The 26,943-nt window shown below is 71.4% G+C and carries 16 protein-coding genes; 12 read left to right on the plus strand and 4 right to left on the minus strand.

Annotated elements, in window-relative coordinates; all coding sequences use genetic code 11:
* Positions 1 to 93 precede the first annotated feature (93 nt).
* Genes hutU through hutI form a run of 4 tightly spaced genes read left to right on the plus strand, consistent with a single transcriptional unit; the run spans position 94 to position 5,367 of the window.
* On the plus strand, positions 94 to 1,755 hold the full coding sequence (gene hutU, locus LV75_RS05410) for a urocanate hydratase (RefSeq protein ID WP_253885535.1): 1,662 nt from the start codon (positions 94 to 96) through the stop codon (positions 1,753 to 1,755).
* Entirely contained in the window at positions 1,752 to 2,936 is a 1,185-nt protein-coding gene (locus LV75_RS05415; RefSeq protein WP_253885536.1) for an allantoate amidohydrolase, read from the plus strand. The genes hutU and LV75_RS05415 overlap by 4 nt, the downstream gene beginning before the upstream one ends.
* Positions 2,933 to 4,210 carry a formimidoylglutamate deiminase gene (locus LV75_RS05420; RefSeq protein ID WP_253885537.1) on the plus strand — a complete coding sequence of 426 codons (1,278 nt, stop codon included), beginning with the start codon at positions 2,933 to 2,935 and terminating at the stop codon, positions 4,208 to 4,210. Before LV75_RS05415 ends, LV75_RS05420 begins: the two co-directional genes overlap by 4 nt.
* Positions 4,210 to 5,367, plus strand: coding sequence for an imidazolonepropionase (hutI, locus tag LV75_RS05425; RefSeq protein ID WP_253885538.1), 1,158 nt, complete (start codon positions 4,210 to 4,212; stop codon positions 5,365 to 5,367). Before LV75_RS05420 ends, hutI begins: the two co-directional genes overlap by 1 nt.
* Here the strand turns inward: hutI and LV75_RS05430 are convergent.
* The gene (locus LV75_RS05430) at positions 5,315 to 7,867 is read right to left on the minus strand and encodes an NACHT domain-containing protein (RefSeq protein WP_253885539.1); all 2,553 of its coding nucleotides are present in this window, start codon (positions 7,865 to 7,867) and stop codon (positions 5,315 to 5,317) included. The two genes, hutI and LV75_RS05430, sit on opposite strands and share 53 nt — an antisense overlap.
* Before the next feature lie 86 nt (positions 7,868 to 7,953).
* Between LV75_RS05430 and LV75_RS05435 the strand changes: the two genes are divergently transcribed.
* From LV75_RS05435 to LV75_RS05470, 8 genes are all read left to right on the plus strand, one after another.
* Positions 7,954 to 8,934 (plus strand): aldo/keto reductase, encoded by a 981-nt coding sequence (locus tag LV75_RS05435; RefSeq protein ID WP_253885540.1) that lies wholly within the window; start codon positions 7,954 to 7,956, stop codon positions 8,932 to 8,934.
* A 19-nt stretch (positions 8,935 to 8,953) separates the two neighbouring features.
* Positions 8,954 to 9,946, plus strand: a complete 993-nt coding sequence (locus LV75_RS05440) for an aldo/keto reductase (RefSeq protein WP_253885541.1) — start codon at positions 8,954 to 8,956, stop codon at positions 9,944 to 9,946.
* Positions 9,947 to 10,190: 244 nt separating this feature from the next.
* Positions 10,191 to 10,505 carry a hypothetical protein gene (locus LV75_RS05445; RefSeq protein WP_253885542.1) on the plus strand — a complete coding sequence of 105 codons (315 nt, stop codon included), beginning with the start codon at positions 10,191 to 10,193 and terminating at the stop codon, positions 10,503 to 10,505.
* A gap of 74 nt (positions 10,506 to 10,579) precedes the next feature.
* Positions 10,580 to 12,199 carry a SulP family inorganic anion transporter gene (locus tag LV75_RS05450; protein WP_253885543.1) on the plus strand — a complete coding sequence of 540 codons (1,620 nt, stop codon included), beginning with the start codon at positions 10,580 to 10,582 and terminating at the stop codon, positions 12,197 to 12,199.
* A complete protein-coding gene (locus LV75_RS05455) occupies positions 12,196 to 14,910 on the plus strand; it encodes a YbcC family protein (protein ID WP_253885544.1) in 2,715 nt (904 codons plus the stop codon). Before LV75_RS05450 ends, LV75_RS05455 begins: the two co-directional genes overlap by 4 nt.
* Complete coding sequence (locus tag LV75_RS05460; RefSeq protein WP_253885545.1) at positions 14,907 to 16,109, plus strand: proton-conducting transporter transmembrane domain-containing protein; 1,203 nt, start codon at positions 14,907 to 14,909, stop codon at positions 16,107 to 16,109. The genes LV75_RS05455 and LV75_RS05460 overlap by 4 nt, the downstream gene beginning before the upstream one ends.
* Positions 16,106 to 17,251: a hypothetical protein gene (locus tag LV75_RS05465; RefSeq protein WP_253885546.1), complete on the plus strand. Its 1,146-nt coding sequence runs from the start codon at positions 16,106 to 16,108 to the stop codon at positions 17,249 to 17,251. Before LV75_RS05460 ends, LV75_RS05465 begins: the two co-directional genes overlap by 4 nt.
* A 51-nt stretch (positions 17,252 to 17,302) precedes the next feature.
* Positions 17,303 to 18,145, plus strand: coding sequence for an ADP-ribosylglycohydrolase family protein (locus tag LV75_RS05470; RefSeq protein WP_253885547.1), 843 nt, complete (start codon positions 17,303 to 17,305; stop codon positions 18,143 to 18,145).
* 125 nt (positions 18,146 to 18,270) lie between these two features.
* Here LV75_RS05470 and LV75_RS05475 read toward each other — a convergent pair whose 3' ends face one another.
* The 3 genes from LV75_RS05475 to LV75_RS05485 all read right to left on the minus strand — a co-directional run bounded on the left by LV75_RS05475 (position 18,271) and on the right by LV75_RS05485 (position 26,590).
* Positions 18,271 to 18,450, minus strand: coding sequence for a DUF6104 family protein (locus LV75_RS05475; protein ID WP_253885548.1), 180 nt, complete (start codon positions 18,448 to 18,450; stop codon positions 18,271 to 18,273).
* A 67-nt stretch (positions 18,451 to 18,517) separates the two neighbouring features.
* Positions 18,518 to 22,231: a multifunctional oxoglutarate decarboxylase/oxoglutarate dehydrogenase thiamine pyrophosphate-binding subunit/dihydrolipoyllysine-residue succinyltransferase subunit gene (locus LV75_RS05480; RefSeq protein WP_253885549.1), complete on the minus strand. Its 3,714-nt coding sequence runs from the start codon at positions 22,229 to 22,231 to the stop codon at positions 18,518 to 18,520.
* Between the two features lie 573 nt (positions 22,232 to 22,804).
* Positions 22,805 to 26,590, minus strand: a complete 3,786-nt coding sequence (locus LV75_RS05485) for an ABC transporter ATP-binding protein (protein ID WP_253885550.1) — start codon at positions 26,588 to 26,590, stop codon at positions 22,805 to 22,807.
* Between the last annotated feature and the right edge of the window lie 353 nt (positions 26,591 to 26,943).

The raw sequence follows: 26,943 nt of genomic DNA on the forward strand, positions 1-26,943 counted from the left end.
TGCCCCGGAATCCTTGCCGCTGCGTGGTTCTGAGCTCGCTGACAAGCTGATCCGTTCCGGCGTCCTGGTGGGCGCTGTGCAGAGGAGGACCGTGTGACCACCCCCGGACCCCGTCCCGTGCGCGCCGCGCGCGGGACCGCGCTGACCGCGCGCAACTGGCAGACCGAGGCCGCGCTGCGCATGTTCCACAACAACCTCGACGCCGAGGTGGCCGAGCGGCCGGATGACCTGGTCGTCTACGGCGGTACCGGCAAGGCGGCGCGCAACTGGGCCAGTTTCGAGGCGATCAGCCGGGAGCTGACCACGCTCGCCGAGGACGAGACGCTGCTGGTGCAGTCCGGCAAGCCGGTCGGGGTGATGCGGACGCACGAGTGGGCGCCGCGGGTGCTGATCGCGAACTCCAACCTGGTCGGCGACTGGGCCACCTGGCCGGAGTTCCGCCGCCTGGAGGCCGCCGGGCTCACCATGTACGGGCAGATGACCGCCGGGTCGTGGATCTACATCGGCACCCAGGGCATCCTGCAGGGCACCTACGAGACCTTCTCCGCCGTGGCCACCAAGCGGTTCGGCGGGTCGCTGCGCGGCACGCTCACGCTGACCGCGGGCCTGGGCGGCATGGGCGGCGCGCAACCGCTCGCGGTGACGATGAACGGCGGTGTCGCGCTGGTCGTCGAGGTCGACCCGGACCGGGCGCGCAGGCGCGTGGAGACCCGCTACCTCGACGAGCTCGCGCTGGACCTCGACGACGCGGTGGCGCGGGTGGAGCGGGCCAAGCGCGAGGGCGAGGCGCTGTCGGTCGGCGTGATCGGCAACGCCGCCGAGGTGCTGCCCGAGCTGCTGCGCCGCGGCGTCGAGATCGACATCGTCACCGACCAGACCTCCGCGCACGACCCGCTGGCGTACCTGCCGCGCGGCGTGGACCTGGCGGACTGGAGCGACTACGCGGCCAAGAAGCCCGACGAGTTCACCGACCGCTCGCGCGACTCGATGGCCGAGCACGTCGAGGCCATGGTCGGGTTCATGGACGCGGGCGCCGAGGTGTTCGACTACGGCAACTCCATCCGCGGTGAGGCGAAGCTGGGCGGCTACGACCGGGCGTTCGACTTCCCCGGGTTCGTCCCCGCCTACATCCGGCCGCTGTTCTGCGAGGGCAAGGGCCCGTTCCGCTGGGCGGCGCTCTCCGGCGACCCGGCCGACATCGCCGCGACCGACCGGGCGATCCTGGACCTGTTCCCGGAGAACGAGTCCCTCGCCAGGTGGATCCGGTTGGCCGGGGAACGCGTTGCCTTCCAAGGACTCCCGGCGCGCATCTGCTGGCTCGGCTACGGCGAGCGTCACGAGGCGGGCCTGCGGTTCAACGAGATGGTCGCCTCCGGTGAGCTTGCCGCGCCGGTTGTGATCGGCCGCGACCACCTGGACTGCGGCTCGGTGGCCTCTCCCTACCGCGAGACCGAGGCGATGGCCGACGGGTCCGACGCGATCGCCGACTGGCCGCTGCTCAACGCGCTGGTCAACACCGCGTCCGGGGCCAGTTGGGTGTCCATCCACCACGGCGGCGGGGTCGGCATCGGTCGGTCCATCCACGCCGGGCAGGTCACGGTGGCCGACGGGACGCCGCTGGCGGGCCAGAAGATCGAGCGGGTGCTCACCAACGACCCGGCGATGGGCGTGATCCGGCACGTCGACGCGGGCTACGACCGCGCCGACGAGGTCGCCGCCGAGCGCGGTGTCGCCGTCCCGATGGCCCGGTCGTGACCAGCCTCGCCGACATCGCGGGGGTCGGCGCGGACCCCCGCCGCGGCGGGTACTCCCGGCACGGGTTCGACCGCGTGGAACTGGAGTTGCGGACCTGGTTCACCGAGGAGGCGACCCGGCGCGGGCTCGACGTCGAGTGCGACCGCAACGGGAACCTGTGGGCGTGGTGGGGTCCGCCGGGGGACGGGGCCGTGGTCACCGGCAGCCACCTCGACTCGGTGCCCGGCGGCGGCGCGTTCGACGGGCCGCTCGGTGTGGTGTCGGCGCTCGAAGCGGTGGACGTGTTGCGGGCCAAGGGGTTCGTGCCGTCGAAGCCGTTCGCGGTCGTGGTGTTCGCCGAGGAGGAGGGTGGCCGGTTCGGGGTCGCCTGCCTCGGGTCGCGGCTGCTGACCGGGGCCATCGCGCCGGAGGCCGCGTTGCGCCTGTCCGATTCGGACGGTGTGACGGTGGCCGAGGCGATGGCGGCTGCCGGGCTCGACCCGGCGCTGGTCGGTCCGGACGCGGTGGCGCTGCGGCGGATCGGGGTGTTCGTCGAGCTGCACGTCGAGCAGGGGCGCGGGCTGGTCGACCTGGGTGCCGCGGTCGGGGTGGCCAGTTCGATCCTGGCGCACGGGCGGTGGCGGTTCAGCGTCCGCGGCGAGGGCAACCACGCGGGCGCGACGCTGATGGTCGACCGGCGGGACCCGATGATCGCCGCCGCCCGGGTGGTGCTCGCCGCCCGCCAGGCCGCGACCTCGGGCGCGCGGGCCACGGTGGGCAAGCTGGTGCCCAACCCGGGCGGGACCAACGTGATCCCGTCCAGCGTCGACCTGTGGCTGGACGCCAGGGCCGAGGACGACGCGCGGACCAGGGCCGTGGTCGAGGAGATCAGCGCCGCCGCGTCCGCCGCCGCCGCTGAGGAGGGCTGCTCGGTCACGGTGACCGAAGAGTCCTATGGGGACACAGTTGTGTTCGACGCCGCCTTGCGCGACTCGCTTTCCGGTGTTCTGGGCGGTGTTCCAGCGTTGCCGACCGGGGCAGGTCACGACGCGGGGATCCTGGCCGGGCACGTGCCGACGGCGATGCTGTTCGTGCGCAACCCGACCGGCGTCAGCCACGCGCCGCAGGAGCACGCCGAGCCGGACGACTGCGCCGCAGGGGTCGTGGCGTTGGCGGCGGTGCTGGAGGAGTTGGTCAGGTGAGCGCCTACTGGTGCGCTTCGGCCTGGCTGCCGGACGGGATGGCGTCGGGGGTGCTGGTCGAGGTGGCCGACGGGGTGATCACCTCGGTGTCCCTTGTGGACTCACCGGGGGCCGCCCAGGTGCTGCCCGGGGTCGTGTTCCCCGGGTTCGCCAACGCCCACTCGCACGCCTTCCACCGCGCCCTGCGCGGCCGCACCCACGGCGACGGCGGCACGTTCTGGACCTGGCGCGAGCGCATGTACGAGCTGGCCGACCGCCTGGACCCGGACTCCTACTACCTGCTGGCCCGAGCCGCCTACGCCGAGATGGCCCTCTCCGGCATCACCTGCGTCGGCGAGTTCCACTACCTGCACCACGCCCCCGGCGGCGCTCGCTACAACGACCCCAACGCCATGGGCGACGCGGTGATCCAGGCCGCACGCGACGCGGGCATCCGGATCACCCTGCTGGACGCCTGCTACCTGGCAGGCGGCATCGGTCAACCGATTTCCCCCCAACAACAACGCTTCTCCGACGGCGACGTCCTCGCCTGGGCAGCCCGCGTCGCTGACCTGCGGCCATCTGCCCACGCCCGAATCGGTGCGGCGATCCACTCGGTTCGAGCTGTACCAAGGGAAGCACTACCGGTGGTCGCCGGGTTCGACGGACCGGTCCACGTCCACTTGTCCGAGCAACCTGCCGAGAACGACGCTTGCCTTGCCGCATACGGGGTTACACCCACGCAGTTGTTGGCCGACGCGGGCGCGCTGGGTCCACGGTTGACGGCTGTGCACGCCACCCACCTGACGGCTGAAGACATCCGACTACTCGGCGAATCCGGGACGGGTGCGTGCCTTTGCCCGACAACCGAAGCCGACCTCGCCGACGGCATCGGTCCCGCCCGAGAACTGGCGGACGCGGGCTCACCGCTGTCGCTGGGCAGTGATCAGCACGCGGTGGTGGACATGCTGGTCGAGGCCCGCGCCCTCGAGCACGGCGAGCGGCTGCGGACCGGTCAGCGGGGCAGGTTCGCACCCGCGGAACTGGTGCGCGCGATGACAGCGCACGCGAGCTTGGGCTGGCCCGAGGCCGGTCGGATCGCGGTGGGCGCACCTGCCGATCTGGTCGCGGTGCGACTGGACAGCGCGCGGACGGCGGGATCGCTTCCGGAGCAGGCGGTCATGGCTGCTACTGCGTCTGATGTGGACACTGTGGTGGTGGGCGGTCGGGTGGTGGTGCGCTCGGGCGAGCACGTGTTGGGTGATGTGGGTCGATTGCTGGCGGAGGTGCTCTAGTGAGCGTATTGGTGACCAACCTTGGTGAGCTGACCACCAATGACCCCGAGCTGGGCACGCTCACCGACGCGGCCATCGTCCTCGACGGTGACCGCGTGGCGTGGGTCGGGCACGCCCGGAAGGTGCCCGCGACGGACACCCGGGTGGACGCCGGTGGTCGGGCTGGGCTGCCCGGGTGGGTCGACAGCCACACGCACCTGGTGTTCGCCGGTGACCGCACGGCCGAGTTCGGTGCGCGCATGGCGGGCCAGCCCTACACCGCCGGCGGTATCGCCGTCACCGTGGAGGCGACCCGCGCGGCAGACGACGACCAGCTGCGGGCCGGGCTGCGCGCGCACGTCGCCGAGGCCGTGGCGCAGGGGACGACGTGCATCGAGACCAAGACCGGGTACGGGCTGACGGTGGAGGACGAGGTCCGGTCCGCCCGCATCGCCGCCGAACTCGTCGACGAGGTGACCTACCTGGGTGCCCACCTCGTCCCCCCGGGCGCCGACGCCGACGAGTACGTGGCGCTCGCGTCCGGTGAGATGCTCGACGAGGTCGCCCCTTACGTGCGGTGGGCGGATGTCTTCTGCGAGACCGGCGCGTTCGACGAGGCCCAGTCCCGGCAGGTCCTGCGCGCCGCCGCCGCCCGGGGGCTCGGTCTGCGCGTGCACGGCAACCAGCTCGGCCCCGGCCCGGGCGTTCGCCTGGCCGTGGAACTCAACGCCGCCAGCGTGGACCACTGCACCCACCTCACGGAGTCCGATGTGGACGCCCTCGCGGGTTCCACCACCGTCGCCACCCTGCTCCCCGCCTGCGACCTCTCCACCCGCCAGCCGCTGCCCCCCGCCCGCCGCCTCCTCGACGCGGGCGCCACGATCGCCCTGGCCACCAACTGCAACCCCGGCTCGTCCTACACCTCGTCCATGGCTTTCTGCGTGGCCACGGCGGTCCTGCAGATGCGCCTGTCGGTCCCCGAAGCCATCCGAGCCGCCACCCTCGGCGGCGCCCAAGCCCTCCGCCGACCCGACGTCGGCGTCCTGCGCCCCGGCACCCGCGCCGACCTCCACCTGCTCGACGCCCCCTCCGCCACCCACCTCGCCTACCGCCCCGGCGTCCCCCTCACCTGGGCGGTCTGGCACTCAGGCTCTCCGGCGCGTCCGCCGCGAGAATGATCATCTCTGTTCGCGCCCGCTCCCCGGTCCGCCACTGATCCCACAACGTCGCCGCGGCCGCCAGCCGGAGCAGGACCGGGTACTGGGACTCGTGCACCTCCGCGGTCAGCGCGAGTGCGGTCAGGCGCAGCCGTGCGGCGTCGGCGTCGTGGAGGGTGTCGGTGGTCGTCCACCTGGCCAGCGTCGCGCGCAGGTCGTTGTGCGCGACCCACGCCCACGTTCGGCCGGAGACCGTCAACCCGTCCAGTTCGGGCTCGAGTTCGCCGGGGTCGGGAACCGCCTCGGTGTGCCAGCGGGTCTCCGGGAGCTTCGCGACGAACAACTCGCCGAAGCGGTCCGCGAACCTCTCGGGCACGTGCTGGATGGCACCTCTGAACGCTGCCCCCATCGTGCCGCCCAGACGGGCGAACCACCCGTCGATTACTTCCTCCGGCCGCCACCGCTCACACATCACCAGCCAGTCGACCGCGCCATCGGCGCCCGGCCCCACAGCGGCTTCAAGGTGACTTATGTGCCTGGACAAGGGTTTCCTGGCGAACACGAACCATTTCAGCAGCGCCAGCAGCCGGGCTGGGCTGAGGTCCGCGCGGGCCGCGCTCACCACTTCTTCGCGGCTCATCAACCGAGGGTGTTCGTCGGGCACCCACAGGCGCGGCGAATCCACCTCCGTGCCCGCGGTCCACACGACCAGCGGTTTCACGGCGGGCAGCACGGCCGGGTCCGCCAACTCGGTGTCGTGCGCCAGCCGGAACTCGTGCGGTGTCAGACGGGCCCCGGTCAACGCGCGGGTGAACCGGACGGCCGCCGCACCGGACATCCCGCGGGCCGGGGCGTCACCGCGCCCCACGACGGCGGGTGAGTCGTCGAACAACCGGTACAGCCCCGCGGCGACCGGGGTGCGCCACACCAGCGAGCCCCCGGCGGTGCGCACTGCGGAGCGCTCCAGCCTGGTGACCATCGCCCGCCGCACCTTGTCCCGCAGGTCTTTGTCCACCGCGGCCGAGCGCAGGATCGCGTCGAGTTCGCCGTGCAGCCGCTCGTCGAGTTCCACCCCCTCGGCGACGCAGTCGAGGGCGAGGCCGAGTGCGGCCGACGTGCGCGAGATCAGGCAGGCGGTGACCACGGGGTCGGCGTCGGAGCCCGCGACGTAGAGCAGGGTCGTCTCCCGCCACCAGTCGTCGTCCACGGCGTAGCAGAGGGTGTCGACCAGGTTCTTCTCCCGGATGTAGGCCGCGGCCAGGTATTCCTGGAACGTCAGGTGGGCGAAGGCGAACTGCTCGCGCTCCCACTCGACCAGCAGGCCGTCGGACACGATCTGGGCCAGGTGGCCCTCGGCGTCAAGTGGTGTGGAGAGCCGCCTCAGCAGCCGGGTGAACTCCGCCAGCAGCACCTCGCGCGCGAGCTTGCGGACGCCGTTTGTCATCATCAGGTACGCCAAGGAGCGCAGCAACACCATCTTGTGCCTGCTGTTACCCGGAGTGGCCAGCTTCTTGGCCTCCTCCCGGTGCCACAGCATTACCTCGCAGATCTCCTTGTAGAGGTCCGCGCGGGAGCCGGGTAAGGCACCCCGGAACTGGTGAACGGTGGCGATCATCGTCAGCAGCAGCGGGTTCACCGTCAGTTCCGCCAACGCGGGTGCCTCGTCGAGGCGGGTGAGCAAGTCCTCGGCCTCTCCCGGGTCGTCGGCGCGGGTGGTCGCCTGGTACCAGCCGTGGATGAAGTCCCGGACCTGTGCCGCGGTGAACGGGCGGACCTGCAGGGCGGTGGCGCCCTCGACCGGCGCGTCCAGGAAACCCCGCGGCCGCGAGGTGAGCACGAAGTCGTTGTTCGGCGACGACGCGACCTGGTGTTCCACCCAGGCCGACACCGATCGGCGGTCCTGCACCCTGGCGACCTCGTCCAAGCCGTCCAGCAGCACCACGCAGCGCCCGGACGCCAACTTGCGCTCGACCCAACCGTGCGGGTCGTCGAGGCCGCGGCGCGCCAACCGCGCCGTGACGATCTCCGCCAACCCGGTGCCTGCGAGGATCTCCCTGAGGTGGTCGCGCAGGAAGAGCAGGACCGGGGTCCCGTGCTCGCAGGTGTCGCGCGCGGTCTTGCGCAGCAGGGTGGTTTTCCCGCTCCCCGGACCACCGAGCACGGCGAGCACGCACGGCTCCGGTGTGCCGAGGAAGTGGTCCAGGCTGAAGCGGCCCTCGACTGTCTCCGGCAACCTCGACAGGACGTCGGTGCGCACCTGGTGCGGGGCGCGGTGCACGAGACCGACGTCGACGTACACTTGGTCCAGTTCCAGGCTGGAGTGGCTCAGGGTCTGCAGGCCCTTGAGGTCGATGTACCGCAGCCCGCGCCGCACGTGCGCGAGGTACTCCCGCTCGAACACCTCATCGGGCGAGGCGGTGTCCGTGTCGGCCGGTCGTTTGCGCTTCCTCGCGAAGAGGAAGAACGTGGCCACGCCACCGAAGCCGATCCCGGTGATCAATGCGACTGCCAGCACGTCCATGCGCCCTCCCCGCCCGGTACTACGTACGATCCCACACCCGGGAAACCGCCCCCAGCTGGAGTAAGTCCGGGGTTAGGTTGGGTGGTATGGAGTACACCAATCTCGGCCGTACGGGGCTGTCGGTGTCGCGGCTGGTGTTGGGGACGATGAACTTCGGCCCGCACACCACCGAGGACGACAGCCACGCGCTGATGGACCGCGCGCTCGAGCACGGCATCAACTTCTTCGACACCGCCAACATCTACGGTGGTGATGGGCTCACCGAGGAGATCATCGGGCGGTGGTTCGCCGGGGGTGGGCGGCGGGACAAGACCGTGTTGGCGACCAAGCTCTACGGGGCTATGGGTGAGTGGCCCAACAGCAACCGGCTGTCGGCGCTCAACATCCGGCGGGCCGCGGACGCTTCGCTCAAGCGACTGCAGACCGACTACATCGACCTCTACCAGATGCACCACGTGGACCGGAACACGCCGTGGGAGGAGGTCTGGGAGGGGTTCGAAGTCCTGCGGCAGCAAGGGAAAGTCCTCTACTTCGGCTCCTCCAACTTCGCCGGGTGGCACCTCGCGCAGGCGCAGGAGGCCGCCAAGAGCCGCCACTTCCTGGGGCTGGTCGCCGAGCAGTCGCTCTACAACCTGGCGAACCGGTTCATCGAGTTGGACGTGCTGCCCGCGGCGAAGCACTACGGCATCGGCGTCATCCCGTGGTCGCCGTTGAGCAGCGGGATCCTGGGCGGGGTGCTCGCCAAGATCAGCAGGGGTGAGTCGGCGCGGCACGACAAGTGGGCCGGGCCGGAGTTGTTGCAGCGGCACCGGTCCCAGGTCGAGGCGTACGAGCTGTTGTGCGAGTCGCGCGGTGTGCACCCCGCCGACCTCGCGCTCGCGTGGCTGCTCTCCCGCGACGGGGTCACCGGGCCGATCATCGGGCCGCGCACGGTCGAGCAGTTGGACGGGTCGTTGCGCGCGTTCGACGTCGAGCTGGACGGCGACCTGCTCGCCGAGTTGGACAAGATCTTCCCGCCGCCCGGGCCGAACGGGGACAAGCCCGCGCCCGAGGCGTACAGCTGGTAACGGAACTAGGTTGGGAAACATGGAATACACACAACTCGGCCGCAGTGGCCTGTCGGTGTCGCGGCTGGTGCTGGGCACCATGAACTTCGGCCCGGAGACCACCGAGGCCGACAGTCACACCATCATGGACCGGGCGCTCGAGCACGGCATCAACTTCTTCGACACCGCGAACGTCTACGGGTGGCAGAAGGGGGAGGGGATCACCGAGCAGATCATCGGCCGGTGGTTCGCCAAGGGCGGGCAGCGGCGGGAGAAGACCGTGCTGGCCACCAAGTTGTACGGCGGCATGGGTGACTGGCCCAACGAGTCGTTGCTGTCCGCGCTCAACATCCGGCGCGCGGCCGACGCCTCGCTCAAGCGCCTGCAGACCGACCACATCGACCTCTACCAGATGCACCACGTGGACCGGAACACGCCGTGGGACGAGATCTGGGAGGCCTTCAGCGTCCTGCGCCAGCAGGGCAAGGTGCTCTACTTCGGCTCGTCGAACTTCGCCGGGTGGCACCTCGCCCAGGCGCAGGAGGCGGCCCGGGACCGGCACTTCCTCGGCCTGGTCAGCGAGCAGTCCATCTATAACCTGCTCACCCGCTGGGTCGAGTTGGAGGTCCTGCCCGCGGCCAAGCACTACGGGCTCGGTGTGATCCCGTGGTCGCCGCTGCACGGTGGCCTGCTCGGCGGCATCCTGCGCAAGCAGCGCGAGGGCGGTGCTTCCCGCGGCCTGTCCGGGCGCTCGGGCGACGCGCTCAAGCAGCACCACGACACCATCGAGGCGTACGAGAAGTTCGCCGCCGACCTGGGCGAGGACCCGGCGCACCTCGGGCTGGCGTGGCTGCTCTCCCGGGAAGGGGTCACCGGTCCGATCATCGGACCACGCACGGTCGAGCAGTTGGACGGTTCGCTGCGCGCGCTGGAGATCAAGTTGGACGCCGCGGCGCTGGCCAGGCTCGACGAGTTGTTCCCAGCACCTGGACCCAACGGCGACAAGCCCGCCCCCGAGGCTTACGCCTGGTAGCGATCAGCGGCCCCCGGCTCACCTGCGCCGGGGGCCGCCGTATTCCCGCAAAAAGGACATAGCCGCCCGCTATGCTCATGTCGTATGTCACAGCGTGTTTAAACGCGAATACTCCACCCTTGACGACGCTTCCCGGCGCTCGGGATGATCGATAAGACCTGGTCACCACTGGCAGGTCATTCTGTGAAACATCGATCCCTTTTCCCGGTAACGGCGGGGCTCGATTTCCACGAGGGGGAGGGGCATGGTGCGCGTACTCCCGCTCGTCCTGGCCGCCCTCCTCGGTGCCGTTGTCGGCATCGGCGCGAGCCCGCTCTGCGCGCTGCCGCACCGCCCGACACCGGCCGAACACCTGCGCGTCGACCAGGAATCCCTGGTCCGCGGTCTGGTCTTCTCGGCCGTCGAACATCACCACGACCTGGCCGACGACGCCACCTCCGGTGCCGGGGCGCACCTGCCCGGCGCCACCGGCGTCGGCCGCGGCCCGGCCGACCGGGTGCTCGCAGGCGAGCCAGCCACCGCCCGACTCCTCGCGCGCGGCCCACCGCGCAGGCGCTGATACCCGACCCCCAACGCCTCGTTGTGAATTCAACGCAGGCGGTCCTGTCGCGCCTGAAAATCGAGGAATTCACGATGTCCGAACAATCGACCGCGCCGGTTTCCGGCAGCACGGAACCGGCCAGACGCCGCTTTCCGCTCGGCGACGTCAAGTCCGGTTTCCTGGTCTCGCTCATCGCGCTTCCGCTGTGCCTGGGCATCGCCCTGGCCAGCGGTTTCCCGCCCATCGCCGGGGTGCTCACGGCCATCGTCGGCGGCATACTCGGCGGTCTGCTCGGCGGCGCCCCGCTGACCATCAAGGGCCCGGCGGCAGGCCTCATCGTCATCGCCGTCGGCGCCGTGCACGACCTGGGCCAGGGGGACGCGGTCGCGGGTTACCGGCGGGCGCTCGCGGTCGGGGTGGTCGCCGCGCTGATCCAGATCCTGTTCGCCGCGGTCCGCGCCGCGGGCATCGGGGTCGCCATGTCGCCGTCGGTGGTGCACGGCATGCTCGCCGCGATCGGCGTGATCATCATCGCCAAGCAGGCGCACGTGGTGCTCGGCGTGAAGCCGACCGCGGAAACCCCGCTCGGGCTGCTCGCCGAGATCCCGCGCAGCATCGGGCGGGCCAACCCGCTCATCGTGCTCATCGGGGTGCTCGCGTTGCTGATCCTGTTCGGGCTGCCGCTCATCAAGGCCAGGTGGAGCAAGGCCGTTCCCGCGCCGCTGATCGTGCTGGCGGTGGCGATCCCGCTCGGTTTGTGGCTGCACCTGTCCAGCCCGCACGACTACCGCTTCGCCGACGCCGGCTACCACCTCGGCCCCGAGTTCCTGGTGCGGCTGCCCGGTTCGGTGCTCGACGCGGTCACCTTCCCGGACTTCTCCCAGGTCTTCAGCGGCACCTCGCTGCAGTACGTGGCGATGTTCGCGCTCATCGGCACCATCGAGTCCACCCTGACCGTGCTCGCGGTCGACTCGATGGACCCGACCAAGCGCCCCTCGGACCTCAACCGCGACCTGTTCGCCATCGGCGCGGGCAACCTCACCGCCGCGTTCATCGGCGGCCTGCCGATGATCTCGGAGATCGTGCGCAGCAAGGCGAACCTGGACGCGGGCGCCAAGACGCGCTGGTCCAACGTCTGCCACGGGGCGATCCTGCTGCTGTTCGTGGCGCTGATCCCCAACCTGGTGCAGACGATCCCGCTCGCCGCGCTGGCCGCCATGCTCGTCTACACCGGGTTCCGGTTGGCTAACCCGCGCGAGGTGGCGCACGTCGGCAAGATCGGCTGGGACCAGCTGCTGCTGTTCCTGACCACCCTCGTGGTCACCCTCGCCACCGACCTGCTCATCGGCGTCGCAGCCGGACTGGCGCTCAAGATCGTGCTGCACCTGGTGCGCGGCGTCCCGCTGCCCGCCTTCCTGCGCCCCCGCCCCCGGGTCACCCGCGAGGGCGACGTGCTGCGGGTCGAGGTCCCCGGTGCCGCGGTGTTCCCCGCCCTGCTCCCGCTGCGCCGCGCGATCATCGGCAACGGCCAGGGCGCGACCGAGGTCGTCGTGGACGTGCGCGGCGCGGCCGTGGTCGACCACACCTTCCTGACCAGGCTCGACGAGCTGGCCAAGGAGTTGCCGGGGGCGACCCTGCGGGTCGAGGGCCTCGACGAGCTGGAGCCGGTCTCGGCGCACCCGCACGCGCTGCGCCGCAGGCGGCGGTCATGAGCGCCCCGATCGGCGACCTCGTCGAGCACGCCGCGCACCTGCTGCCCGAGCAGGGTCCACTCCAGACATTCGTGCACCACAACACGTTGCACGCCTTCGAGGACCTCCCCTTCCACGACGCGGTGGTGCGCGCGGGCGAGCTGTTCGGCGCCCAGCCGTTCCCGACCGAGGAGGAACTGCACGACCACGTCGTGCTCGGTCGGATCACTGACGCGGACCTGGTCGCCGTCGTGGCCGAGGAGGTCGCCGACGACGGTCTGCCGGTCGTGCCGGGCGGACCGACCCGGCGCGAGTTCCACGTCCACCGGTTGCGGCACCTGCTCGACGTGCCGCGGGGGCCTTCGCTGCGCTGGCTGCTGGCGGAGGCGGGCGACCTCGGGCCGACCTGGGCCGAACTGCTGGCCGCCGCGCCGAAGGTGGTCCCGACCGCGGCCGCGGCACCCCGGCCGCGCGACCGGGTGCTCGCCGAGACCGGCGTCGACACCGATACCTTGGTGCACCCGCTGCTGATCCGGCTCGCGGGTGCCTTCCTCGACCAGGGCGTGGCGTACTGGCCGATGCCCGCACGCGACCAGGGCTTCCTCGCCGCTTTCCGCCACCTGTACGCGAAGGCGGGCGGTCCGCCGGATCGGTTCCTGCGCGGCCTGGGTGCGACGCTGCGCGAACAGTCCACTTGGGACGCGGAGCGCACCGTCGCGTGGGCGTTGACCGAGCTGGAGGTGCCGGAGGCCGACTGGGGCGAGGCGATCCTCGCCACGCTGCTGTCGTTGCGCGGCTGGGCGGGCATGATGCGGCAGTTCGAGGTGCGGCCCGACCGCGCCCCGGTCGCCGCGCAACCTGCCCGGCTCGTCGACTACCTGGCCGTGCAGCTGACGCTGGACCTGTTCGCGACGCGGCACGTCCTCGCCAAGGCCCCGGCGCGGGGCGCGGTCGTCGAGGTCACCGCTCGCCCGGATGTCGAACTGGCCTACGAGGCGTTCGTCCTCGCGCAGACCATGGCCGTCGACCCCACCCCGGACCCGGCCGCGTGGCTCGCGCTGGTCGGTGACTGCGACGGGTTGCGTCGACGCCGACTGCTGCACGCCGCCTACGAACGCCGCCACCGGGTCGGCGTGCTGGACGGTCTCGCCGCGCACCAACGCATGTCTACTTCGGACAATACGTCGGTCGAATTTCAAGCGGTGTTCTGCATCGACGAGCGCGAGGAGTCGCTGCGCAGGCACCTGGAGGAGAACACGCCGACCGCGCAGACCTTCGGTTTCGCCGGGTTCTTCGGTGTGGCGATGAACTACCGGGGCGTGCACGACATCCACTCGCGTCCACTGTGCCCGGTCGTGATCACCCCGACGCACGACGTGGTCGAACGACCCATCACCCAGGGGCGCGCCGTGTTCCGCAAGGTCCGGGCCGGGTGGAGCCACCACGTGGGCGTCGGTAGCCGCACGTTGGCCAGGGGCGGGCTGTTCAGCCTCGGGCTCGGCGCGGTGGGTCTGGCATCGCTGGTCGGGCGCTGCCTGTTCCCCCGCCAGGCGCAACGGTTCTCGCACCGGCTTGACGGGCGGTACCCGCGCACCCGGCTCGACATCGGCTACACCGTCGAGGAGATGGTCGGCATCGTCGGGGCGGTCCTGCGCACGACCGGGGTGCTCGCCGCGCCCGCGCCGATCGTCCTGCTGGTCGGACACGGGTCATCGAGCATGAACAACCCGCACGAGTCCGCGCACGACTGCGGCGCGACCGGTGGCGGCCGCGGCGGTCCCAACGCCCGCGCGTTCGCCGCGATGGCCAACAACCCGCTCGTGCGCGCCGCTCTCGGTCTCCCGGACGACATCTGGTTCGTCGGTTCGTACCACAACACCTGCGACGACACGATGACCTACTTTGACGAGGACCTCGTGCCCGCGCGATCGGTCGCCGAGTTGGACCGGGCCAAGACGGCCATGGCCCAGGCCTGCGTGTTCGCCGCGCACGAGCGCTGCCGCCGGTTCGAGACCGCCCCGCACGACCTGGCGCTCGACGACGCGCTCGCCCACGCGCAGACGCACGCGGTCGACCTCGGCCAGCCCAGGCCGGAGTACGGGCACGCCACCAACGCCGTGTGCGTTGTGGGTCGCCGTTCGTTGACCCGCGGTCTCTACCTGGACCGACGCGCGTTCCTGGTGTCCTACGACCCGGCTTCTGACACCGACGACGCGCTGCTGACCTCGTTGCTGCTCGCGGTCGGACCGGTCTGCGCGGGCATCAACCTGGAGTACTACTTCAGCTACGTCGACCCGGCGCGCTACGGCTGCGGGACGAAGCTCCCGCACAACATCACCGGCCTGCTGGGTGTGATGGACGGGCACGCGTCCGACCTGCGCACCGGTCTGCCCTGGCAGATGGTCGAGATCCACGAGCCGGTGCGCCTGCTGCTGGTCGTCGAGGCCACACCGCAACGGCTGTCGGCGATCCTGTCCGCGCACGCCGGTCTCGCCCGGCTCGTGGGCAACGGGTGGATCCAACTGGTGGCGTGGGTTCCCGAGGACGACGCGATGTTCCTGTTCCGGGATGGGACTTTCCAGCCACACCTGCCGGAGACCACGCAGTTCCCCGTCGTGTCGCGGTCGGCGGAGGTCTACGCCGGGCAGCGCGGGCACCTGGGGTGCGCGCACGTCCTGGCCGGGGTGGAGCTGCCGGTGCCGGTGCTCGCCACCGCGCAGGAGGTCAGATGAGCGCGCTCCTGATCGCCGCGCTGGGAGTTCCGCTGGCGGCGTTCCTCGGCCTGGCCTTGGCCATGTGGTTCGGTCGCGTGTGGACAGAAGGTGTCGTGTCCGGCCTCGTCATCGGCGCGGCCGCGATCTCCGGCCTCTCGGGCGTGGCGCTCGCCGTTGTGTGCCTTGTGGACGGTCCGGGGTCGGCCGTGCTGGGGACCTGGTTCGCCGGGTTCCCGCTGCGGTTGACCGCGGACTGGCTGTCGGTGCCGGTGGTCGTCCTGGTGGGACTGCTCGGCTGCCTGATCGGGGCGTTCTCGCAGCGCTACTTGCACCGCGACCCCGGCTACCGGCGGTTCTACCTGCTGCTGGCGCTGTTCGTGGCGGCCGTGCAGGTCGTCGTCCTCGCCGGGACGCTGGACCTGCTTGTGGTCGGCTGGGAACTGGCGGGCCTGGCGTCCGCGCTGCTGATCGCGTTCTTCCACCACCGGCCCGGACCGGTCGCGGGTGGTCTGCGCGCGTTCATCACCTACCGGATCAGCGACATCGGCCTGATCGGGGCGGCTGTCGTGGAACACCACGGCGGCAGCCACACCGTAGTCGGGCTGTTGCTGGTGTGGGCGGTGTTGGGCAAGTCGGCGCAGTTCCCGCTGGGCGGCTGGCTGCCCCGCGCCATGGAGGGGCCGACGCCGTCGAGCGCGATCTGCTACGGCGCGATCTCGGTCAGCCTCGGCCCGTACCTGTTGCTGCGCAACGGCGTTGACGGCCCGGCGGTGATCGCGGTCGGCGTTGTGACCGCGTTGTACGCGACGCTGGTCGGGCGGGCGCAGACCGACATCAAGAGCAGCCTCGCCTACGCGTCGATGACGCAGATCGCGGTGGTGCTGGTCGAGGTCGGCCTCGGGTGGGACGTCCTGGCCCTGGTCCACCTGATCGCCCACGCGCTGCTGCGCAGCGGTCAGATCCTCCGCTCACCGAGCCTGCTGCACGACCACCACCACTTGGAACAGTCCCTCGGCGGGCCGATCCCCGGCACCGGGCGGCATTTCGAGCGGATCCTGCCCGCGCGGGCGCGCACCTGGCTGTACCGGTTCGCGCTCGAACGCGGGTACGTGGACGCGTTCCTGGTCGACCGCGTGGTCGGCGGCCTGGTCCGCACGGTGAACCGGGCCGCGGTCGCCGAAGAGCGCTGGGTCGACCGCCAGGCGGTGACCCGGTGATCGCCCTCGGCCCACTGGCCGTCGCCCTGGTCTGGCTGGTCGGCGCGATCATCGTCGGCCGCGTCGCCGACCCGCGCCAAGCCCGCCGCGCCGCGACCTGGGTGGCCTCGGTCGCCGTCGCGGTGTCGGCGGTCGCGGTGACCTTGCCGGAAGCCCCACTGGCCGGTCAGGTCAGCGCGGGCGCCGGAGCGGCAGGTTGCCTGGCGATCAGCCTGGCAGGCCTGCTAGTGGCCGCCATGAGCCCGGTCGACGGCGCCGCCCCGGTCCTCGCGGCCCGGCTGTTCGCTGTCGCATGTGGACTACTGGCCTTCCGCTACACCGTCGTCGACGCCGCCCTCCTGGCCCTGGCGACCTGGCTGGTCTGGTCCGGTGATCGACTCTTCGCGCGCTACCAGTTCCCCGCCGCGGCCCTGCTGATCGTCGGCGCTCTACTACCGGGGCCGGCGGGAACCATCGCGCTGGCAGCCGGAGTCGCCATCCGCATGGCCGCTTTCCCCGCCCACGCCTGGTTCCCCCGCTTCGTCGACCGCACCCCCATCGGTGTCGTCGTCGCCTACCAAGCGGCCCCGGTCGTGCTGCTGGAACCGTCCACTGTGGTCTTGACCGCCCTCGGCGCGATCACGGCGTTGTCCGCCGCCATCTTCGCCGCCGCCTCCACCGACGGCCGTCGAACCTTGGCCTACCTGCTCATCACCACCAACGGCCTGGTCATCGCAGGCGCGTCCTGGCTGGTCGCGACCCTGGCCACCGCGGGATTGGCCATGACCGTCGGCGCCCTCGCCGCCCGCCGGGACTCCCTGTCCTTCAACGAAGGCGGCGACTTCACGGCCACCCCCCGGCTCGCCGTGTCGTACCTGGTGTTCGGGTTGTCGCTGGCAGGGTTCCCCCTGCTGGCGGGATTCGCCGTGGGACACCACCTGCCACACGCGCTCGCCACCCCGGTGGCGATCATCGTGGTGGTCGCCCTGTCCGTCACCGGCATCGCCGTCGTGCGCGGATTCCTCGCCCTCTTCACCCGCCGCCCCCCGACCACCGGCGAACGCGACCTGACCCCCCTGGAGAACTACGCGGTGGTCCCGGCCATGGCGGTACTGGTGCTGATCGGCCTGGCCCCCGGTCTCCTCACCTGGGCCTCTGCGTGAGCTGTCCGCGCGGGTGGACACCCGGTCCACCCGCGCGGACACTGGAACGCGATGAATCCCGACCGGCGCCTGCGCGCCCTCAACTCCTTGCACGGACTCGCTCTCGGTGATGCCCTCGGCTCACAGTTCTTCGTCCCCGACAACCGCCCCCACCTGACCGCCCGCACTGAACCGCCCGGCCCGTGGCAGTGGACCGACGACGCCGAGATGGCGTGCTCGGTGTTCGCGGAGCTCGACCGGCACGGCCGCGTCGACCAAGACCACCTGGCCGCTTCTTTCGCCCAGCACCACGACTTCGACCGCGGCTACGGTCCCGCGGTCAACCGCATGCTCCGCCTGATCCGCACCGGCGAGTCCTGGCGGTCCCTGGCCCCCGCCCTCTTCGACGGCGCGGGCTCGTGGGGCAACGGCGCCGCCATGCGCGTGGCCCCCCTCGGCGCCTGGTTCGCCGACGACCTCGCCCTGGCCGCCTCGGAAGCCGCCCTCTCGGCCACCGTCACGCACACCCACCCCGAAGCGGTCGCAGGTGCTGTGGCCGTCGCCGTCGCGGCCGCTGTCGCCGCCCGCGGCACAGACGACCTGCTGGCCGAGGTCCTCCCGCACATCCCGCCCAGCGCCCTGCGCGACGCGGTCGACCACGCCCGCACGGTGTCGACCGGGGCGGCAGAGCAGCTCGGCAACGGCAGGCACACCAGCGCCCTGGACACGGTCCCGTTCGCCCTCTGGGTGGCCGCCCACCACCCGGACGACTACGCCGCCGCGTTCTGGACCACCGCCACCGCAGGCGGCGACGTCGACACAACCTGCGCCATCGTCGGCGGCATCGTGGCCGCTCCACCACCGCCCCACTGGCTGGCGAAGTGCGAACCCCTGCCCGCCTGGGCAGGTGTCTAGACCCCCGGAGGTCTCCGGCTCGAGTCCGTCCCACTCAAGCTCGGCTCGACCGGTCTTGGCCTGAGGCGAGTCGGCGAGGTGCGCGGGTTGGAGGCGTTGCGGCCCGGGGTGCGGGTGAATCGCGACTAGTCGTCGATGTCGTCGTCGTCGCGGGCCAGGAAGGTGGCCAGGCGTTCGGTGGCGGTTTCGAACTCGGGGTTGTTGTCGACGAAGGCGCGCATGCGGTCGGCGAGCCAGGCGAAGGTTACTTCTTCCTCGCCCCGGCGGGTCTCGAGTTCCTCGATGCCGCGGTCGGTGAAGTACATGGCGGGTCCCCTGGGAATGGAAGGGGCCGCCGGGGTGGAAACCGGCGGCCCCGCTGTCGAACGGGTGTTACTCGAAGGCCTTCTCGATCAGGGAGCGCTGCTCCAGCTCGTGCACCTTGCTCGACCCGGCCGACGGCGCCGACATGGGGCGGCGGGAGACGCGGGTGATGCGGGTGACGCGGTCCGGGAACAGCTCCGGCAGGGCCAGGCCGTAGAACGGCCAGGAACCCTGGTTGGCCGGTTCCTCCTGCACCCAGCGGATGTCGGCGGCGTTCGGGTAGCGGTCGAAGATGGCGCCGATCTTGCGCTGCGGCACCGGGTACAGCTGCTCGACCCGCACCACCGCGACGTCCTTGATGCCGCGCTTGGCCTGCTCGGCGGCCAGCTCGTAGTACAGCTTGCCGGACACGAACAGGATCTTGCGCACGCCGGCCGGGTCCGGCGCGGTCGGGTCGTCGATGATCGACTCGAAGCGGGTGTCGCCGATGAAGTCCTCGACCGGGGAGACCGCGGCCTTGTTGCGCAGCATGGACTTCGGGGTGAACACCACCAGCGGCCGCTGGACGCCGTCGAGGGCGTGCCTACGCAGCAGGTGGAAGTAGTTCGCGGGCGTCGACGGGACCGAGACGGTCATCGAGCCCTCGGCGCACAGCTGCAGCCAGCGCTCGATGCGGCCGGAGGTGTGGTCCGGGCCCTGGCCCTCGTGCCCGTGCGGCAGCAGCACCACCACGTCCGACACCTGGCCCCACTTGGCCTCCGACGAGGAGATGTACTCGTCGATCACCGACTGGGCGCCGTTGACGAAGTCGCCGAACTGGGCCTCCCACAGCACCAGCGCCTCGGGGTTGGCCACCGAGTAGCCGTACTCGAAGCCCAGCGCCGCGTACTCCGAGAGCGCCGAGTCGTAGACCATGAACTTGCCCTGGTCGGCGGACAGGTTCTGCAGCGGCAGGTACTCGCGGCCGCTCTTGCGGTCGATCACCGCGGCGTGCCGCTGGGTGAAGGTGCCCCGGCGCGAGTCCTGACCGGCCAGCCGCACCATGCGGCCCTCCAGGGTCAGCGACCCGAACGCCAGCAGTTCGCCGTAGGCCCAGTCGATGCCGCCCTCGCGCGACATCTTCTCCCGGCGCTCCAGCACCGGCTTGACCCTGGGGTGCACGGTGAAGCCGTCCGGCAGGTTCACGTGCGCGTCGGCGATGCGCTCGAGCACCGAGCGGTCCACACCGGTCGACAGCTTCGCCGGGACCTGCTGGTCGCGCTCGACCGACGGGCTCGGCGAGATCGGGTGCTTCTCCAGCTCGCGCACCTCGTTGAACACGTGCTCGAGCTGGCTGGAGAAGTCCCGCAGCGCCTTCTCGGCCTCTTCCACCGAGATGTCACCGCGGCCGATGAGCGCCTCGGTGTATCCCTTTCGGACACTGCGCTTGGTGTCGATGATGTCGTACATCCCGGGCTGCGTCATCGAGGGGTCGTCGCCCTCGTTGTGGCCGCGGCGGCGGTAGCAGACCAGGTCGACCACGACGTCCTTGTTGAACGTCTGCCGGTAGTCCATCGCCAGCCGCGCCACCCAGTAGCACGCCTCCGGGTCGTCGCCGTTCACGTGGAACACCGGCGCCTGGATCATCTTCGCCACGTCGGTCGCGTACTGCGAGGAGCGCGAGTGCTCCGGCGCGGTGGTGAACCCGACCTGGTTGTTGATGACCACGTGCACGGTGCCGCCGGTGCGGTAACCGCGCAGCAGCGCCAGGTTCAGCGTCTCGGCGACCACGCCCTGACCGGCGAACGCGGCGTCGCCGTGCAGCGCGACCGGCAGCACGGAGAACCCGACGCCGCTCTCGTCGCCCTTGTCCAGCAGGTCCTGCTTGGCCCGCACGATGCCCTCGAGCACCGGGTCCACGGTCTCCAGGTGCGACGGGTTCGCCGTCAGCGACACCCGGGTCTCACCGTCGCCGAACATCCGGAAGTACTTGCCCTCGGCGCCCAGGTGGTACTTCACGTCGCCGGAACCGTGCGCCTGCCCCGGGTCCAGGTTGCCCTCGAACTCCTGGAAGATCTGCGCGATCGGCTTGCCGACGATGTTGGCCAGCACGTTGAGCCGACCCCGGTGCGGCATGCCGATGACGACCTCGTCGAGCTCGTACTCGGCCGCCTTGTCCAGCAGCGTGTCCAGCAGCGGGATGACCGACTCGCCGCCCTCGAGCGAGAACCGCTTCTGCCCCACGTACTTGGTCTGCAGGAAGGTCTCGAACGCCTCGGCCGCGTTGAGCTTGCTCAGCACGTACTTCTGCACCGCGGCGGCGGGCTTCTCGTGCGCGACCTCGACCCGCTCCTGGATCCAGCGCCGCTCGGCCGGGTCGAGGATGTAGGTGTACTCCACACCGACGGTGCGGCAGTAGGAGTCGCGCAGGACGCCGAGCACGTCGCGCAGCTTCATCCGCTCCTTGCCCGCGAACCCGCCGACCGGGAACTCGCGGTCGAGGTCCCACAGGGTCAACCCGTGCGAGCGGACGTCGAGGTCCTCGTGCTTGCGCTGGCGGTAGTTCAGCGGGTCGGTGTCGGCCATCAGGTGGCCGCGGGTGCGGTAGGCGTCGATCAGCCCGATCACCCGCGCGGTCTTGTCGACCGGGCCCTCGGCGAGGTCCGCGGTCCACCGGATCGGCTCGTAGGGGATCCGCAGCGAGGTGAAGATGTCGTCGTAGAAGCCGTCCTCGCCCAGTAGCAACCGGTGGATCTCGCGCAGGAACTCGCCGGACTCGGCGCCCTGGATGATCCGGTGGTCGTAGGTGGAGGTCAGCGTGATGATCTTGCTGATGCCCATCTCGATCAGCGTCTTGTCGCTGGCGCCCTGGAACGGCGCGGGGTACTCCATCGCGCCGACGCCCAGGATCGCGCCCTGGCCGACCGACAGCCGCGGCACCGAGTGGTTGGTGCCGATGCCGCCCGGGTTGGTCAGCGAGATCGTGGTGCCCGCGAAGTCGTCGGTGGTGAGGGTGCCGCCGCGGGCCTTGCGGATCAGGTCCTCGTAGGCCTGCCAGAACTGCTGGAAGGACATCCCCTCGCAGCCCTTGATGGAGGCGACCACCAGGTTGCGGGTGCCGTCCTTGCCGGGCAGGTCGATCGCCAGGCCCAGGTTGACGTGCGCCGGGGTGACCCCCTGCGGCTTGCCGTCGGTCTCGGCGTAGTGCCGGTTCATGTTCGGGTACGCCTCGAGCGCCCGGATCATGGCGTAGCCGATGAGGTGGGTGAAGGAGACCTTCCCGCCCCTGGTCCGCTTCAGGTGGTTGTTGATCACGATGCGGTTGTCCGCGAGCAGCTTCGCGGGCACCGCGCGCACGCTGGTGGCGGTCGGCAGCGCGAGCGAGGCGTTCATGTTCTTCGCGATCGCGGCAGCTGCTCCGCGCAGGGGCTTGCGCTCCTCTTCACCGCTGGCGGCGGGCTTCGCCGCGGGCGCCTTGGCGGCGGGCGGCGGGCTGGCCGGTGCCTTGCCGTTGCCCGAGGACCGCGGCGGCTCCGCTGCCGGGGTGGCCTGCTTGGGGGCCTGCGTCTGCTGCGCGGCCTGCTTGGGCGCCGGTTGTGCGGCTGCCTTCGCTGCGCCCGCGTCGGCCGCGGTCTTGGCCTTCGCGGCACCCTGGGTCGCGGCCCGGGGTGTTGGCTTGTAGTCCGCGAAGAAGTCGTGCCACGCGGGGTCTACTGACGAGGGGTCCGCGAGGAACTGCTCGTACATCTCCTCGACGAGCCACTCGTTCGCACCGAACTGTGACGCGGGACTGCTGCTGGACACGGCTGGCTCTCGCCTCTATCCATCTCGATCTCGACTTGAACACACTCCCCGTCAGGTTAGTCCCCCGGTCAGGACGGTGGTCACTCAACCAACCGGCCGTGGCGCAGCTCATGTGTGGCGCCGCCAACTGAATCGTTTGAGGAACCGATCATGTGCGGTAAGTCGCCCTCGGAACCGGCACCGGCTCCCGCCTGGTGGACCCCTCTTTGGTGCCGTTTCACCCCCTTGAGTGATCGCCGAACGGTCGCCGAGTGGTCCGCGGGCAAACGCCAGACATCCAGGAGCGGAAGCCGAACGGTCACCACCCGCCGCGGGCCGTCCCGCGGGCGCGGGCACCACCGGGTTTCCCCGCCACCGCACCGGAAAACCCCACGCGCAGGTGACTGAACGAGGTGAATAGTCGACCACCCGATCTCTCGCCGACCGTTCCCTTCGCCGACCGGGCCGACCCCTCCGGTCGCGCAGGTGACTGGGCGAGGTGAATAGTCGACCACCCGATCTCTCGCCGACCGTTCCCTTCGCCGACCGGGCCGACCCGGAGAACCGACCCGCGGTTCGGTTCCCACCGGTGGTTCACGGGCCGTGGGTCTGCCCGGTTAACGGGCCCACCGCTGCGGCGGGGGACTGGTGGGGGTCGAGGGTGCCCAAGTCCCAGAGCCGGGCGTAGTGGCCACCGGCGGCGAGGAGGTCGGTGTGGTGGCCCTCCTCGATGATGCGCCCGTTGGCCAGGACCAGGATCCGGTCGGCCTGGGCGGCGGTGGCGAGCCGGTGGGCGACGACGAAGGTGGTCCGGTGGCTGGCGAGGTGTTGGCTGGCCCGCAAGACCGCGGACTCCGTCGCCGGGTCCAGGGCGGCGGTGGCCTCGTCCAGCAGCAGGATGTCCGGGCCGACCAACTCGGCGCGGGCGAGCGCGATGAGCTGGCGCTGACCGGCGGACAGGCCCTGGCCGCGTTCGCCGACCGGGTGGCGGAAACCGCTGGGCAGCGTGGCGACCATCGGTAGCGCGCCGACATCGCGGGTGGCGGACTCGATGGTCGCGGGCGGGGAGTCGGGACGCCCGTAGGCGACGTTGCGGGCTATGTCGCCGGTGAACAGGTGGGCTTCTTGCGGCACGACCCCCAGCCGGGAGCGGTACGCGGAGGGGTCGTAGGACCGCAGGTCGACGCCGTCGACGAGGACGGCACCCTCAGTGGGGTCGTAGAAGCGGGCGATCAGCTTGACCAGAGTGGACTTGCCCGCCCCGGTCGCGCCGACCAGCGCGACCGTCTCACCCGGACGAACCCGCAGCGACACGTCCGACACCGCGGGCAGGTCGGTGCCCTGGTAGGTGAAGGTCACGTTCCGCAACTCCACCGCCCCGGCGAGCCGGTCCGGCACCGGAACCGGGTCGGTGGGCGGCACCACCGAGGTCGGCGTGCGCAACAGGTCGGCGATCCGGCGCAACCCCACCCTGGCCTGCTGGTACCCGTCGAACACCGACGACAGCTGCTGCACCGGCGCGAAGAACAGGCCCAGGTACAGCAAGAACGCCAGCAGCACCCCCGGGCTCAGGTCCCCGGCCGCCACCCGGTTCGCGCCCACCACCAGCACGGCCGTCTGCCCCAGGCCGGACAGCATGGTCACGAACGGGAAGTACGTCGCGATGTAGCGCTGCGCCCGCAGCCTGGTCCGCCGATAAGCGTCGCTGCGCTCGGCGAAGCGGCGCGCCGACACCTCCTCGCGGGTGTACGCCTGCGCCACCCGCAGCCCGGTCACGTTCTCCTGCATGTCCGCGTTGACCGCGCTGACCTGCTCCCGGGCCTGCGTGTACGCGTCCGAGGACAGCCGCTGGAACACCGCCGTGGCCACCGCGAGCACCGGCAGCACGGCCAGCGCCACCAGCGCCAGCGACAGGTCGGTCACCAGCAGCGCCACGGTCACCGCGACCACGGTCACCACGCTGGCCACCGCCGTCGTCAGCCCGGTCTGCAGGAACGTCGACAACGCGTCCACGTCCGTGGTCATCCGGGTCATGATCCGACCGGCCAGCTCGCGCTCGTAGTAGTCGAGCCCGAGCCGCTGCAGGTGGGCATAGCTGCGCACCCGCAGCAGGTAGAGCAACCGCTCGCCGACCCGCGCGGTCAGCACCGTCGTCGCCGCGGTGTTCAGCCACATCACCACGACGAGCCCGGCCGCGAGCGCGGTGACCACGAACAGCACCCCGGTCGCCCCGGTCAGCACGCCCGCGTCGATCCCGTGCCGGAACAGCGCGGGCATCGCCACCGCCGTCACCGAGTCCAGCACGACCAACCCCAGCACCAGCCCCAACGCCCACCGCGCGGGCCGCAGCAGCCCCCGCAGCCGGAACCCGGGATCGGGCGCCGTCGGGTCCTCGCCGCGCAGGTCCGGCACCTCGACCGCCGGTGGCAGCGCCCGGACCGCAGCCAGCAACTCCTCCGTCGCGGGCGTCCCGCTCACGGCAGCGGCGGCAGCACCGCCACCCATCCGCCCCCCGGGCCCCGCCCCGGGCCGCATCACGGACTCGGTCGCCCGGACCGCCGCCGGGGCCTCAGGTGCCGTGTCCGGCCACAGCGCGGGGGTGATCCCGTCCGGGCCCGGCGCCGAGTCGGTGCTGGGCCCGGCGGGCTGCTCGATCGCCTCACCCGGCCCGGCCAGCAGCGACCGGTACAGCGCGCACCGCGCCGTCAGCTCCGCGTGCGTGCCGACGTCGACCAACTCGCCCCCGTCGAGCACCGCGATCCGGTCGGCCAGCGCCAACGTCGACCGCCGGTGCGCGATCAGCAGCGTCGTGCGCTCCGCGGTCACCGCGCGCAGCGTGTCGTGGATCGCCGACTCCGTCAGCGTGTCCACCGCCGAGGTCGCGTCGTCGAGCACCAGCACCCTCGGGTCCGACAGCAGCGCCCTGGCCAGGGCCACCCGCTGCCGCTGCCCGCCCGACAGCGTCAACCCGCGCTCACCGACCACGGTGTCGTACCCGTTGGGCAGCGCCTCGATGAACTCGTGCGCCTGCGCCGCCCGCGCCGCCGCCTCGATGTCCACGGCGGTGGCCTCGGGTCTGCCGTAGGCGATGTTGGCGCCCACCGTGTCCGAGAACAGGAACGCCTCCTCGAACACCACCCCCACCGCGCGGCGCAACGACGCCAGCCGCAGCTCCCGCAGGTCGACCCCGCCGACCCGGATCGCGCCGGACTGCACGTCGTAGAACCGGGGCAGCAGCAGCGACACCGTCGACTTGCCCGACCCGGCGGTGCCCACCAGCGCCACCGTCTCCCCGGGCGAGATCCGCAGGCTCACCCCGGCGAGCACCGGCTCACTGCGCGTGTACCCGAACCGCACGTCTTCCAGCTCGACCGCGACCGGACCGGCGGGCACGTCCACCGCGTCCGGCTTCTCGGTCACGTCCGGCTGCGAGTCGACCAGCTCGAAGACCCGCTCCACCCCGGCCCTGGCCAGCTGCGCGTTCACCAGCAGCCCGGCCAACATCCTGGTCGGCCCCACCAGGTTCGCCACGTACCCGGCGAACGCCAGGAACGTGCCCAGCGTGACCTGCCCGCGCAGCGCCATGTACCCGCCGAGCGCCAGCACCGCCACCTGCCCCGCCGCGGGCATCGCCACCAGCGTCGCCGCGGGCCGCGAGGTGATCCTGGCGCTGCGCATCCGCTCCGCGAACAGCCGCCGCGCCGCCTTCTCCAGCCGGGTGACCTCCTTGGCCTCCTGGCCGAACCCCTTCACCACGCGCACCCCGGTGACGGTCTCCTCGACCCGCTGCGCCACGTCGGCCGCGCTCTGCTGCGCCGACCAGGTCGCCGGGAACAGCCGCTTCCTGCTCCGCGCGGCCACCACCGCCACCACCGGCGTCACCACCAGCGCGACGATCGTCAGCAGCGGCGAGAGCCACAACATCGCCGCCAGCGCCAGCAGCGCGAACACCACCGTGCCCACCGACAGCGGCACCATCATCAGCAGGCCCTGCACCAGCTGCAGGTCGGTGATCGACCGGGACACCACCTGCCCGGTGCGCAGCGCGTCCTGCTTGCCGCCATCGAGGCGCTGAACCGCCCCGAACACCGCTTGCCGCAGGTCGTGCTGCACGTCCAGGGCGAGCCTGCCGCCCAGGTAGCGGCGCAGGAAGGCACTCGCGAAGCTCAGCACCTCCATCGCGACCAGCCCGGCCGCCAACCCGGCCAGCCCGTCGGTGTGCCCGGCCACCGCGCCGTCGACGACGAACTTGACCAGCAGCGGACCCGCCGCCTGGAAGCCGACGCCGACCACCGAGGCGGCCATGGCGAGCAGCACCAGGGTGCGGTGCCGCCAGCAGGCGGCGCTGAGTCGGCGGATCCAGCCGGGGGAGGTGCTCACCTGGCCAGCGTAGGCAGGTGGCCGCCCGCTGCGGGGATGGCGGCTTCGGGCTGTGGGTGGCTCGGGGGGTTGTGGATAACTCCCGGGCCTGATCCGGGGGGCGGTGGATGAGGGGACGGGTGGTGCGTGGGGGTGTGACACACGTGCGGGACCGCGAAGTAGGGCGGGGCCGTGCGTGTGGCTCGATGGGGCGAGCTCGTGGTGCGTGGAGCTCTTATGGCGCCTGCGTGGGCTGCAGCGGTGTGGCCGTGCTGGGGCTGGGAGTGCGGTCGGCTCGGTGGCGCCGAGCATCGACGTGGTCTGCGGTGGTTGCTAGTGCGGTGGGCTCGATGGGGCGAACTTGTTTTGCGCGG

It is taken from the genome of Actinokineospora diospyrosa (assembly GCF_024171925.1).
Lineage (GTDB): Bacteria > Actinomycetota > Actinomycetes > Mycobacteriales > Pseudonocardiaceae > Actinokineospora > Actinokineospora diospyrosa.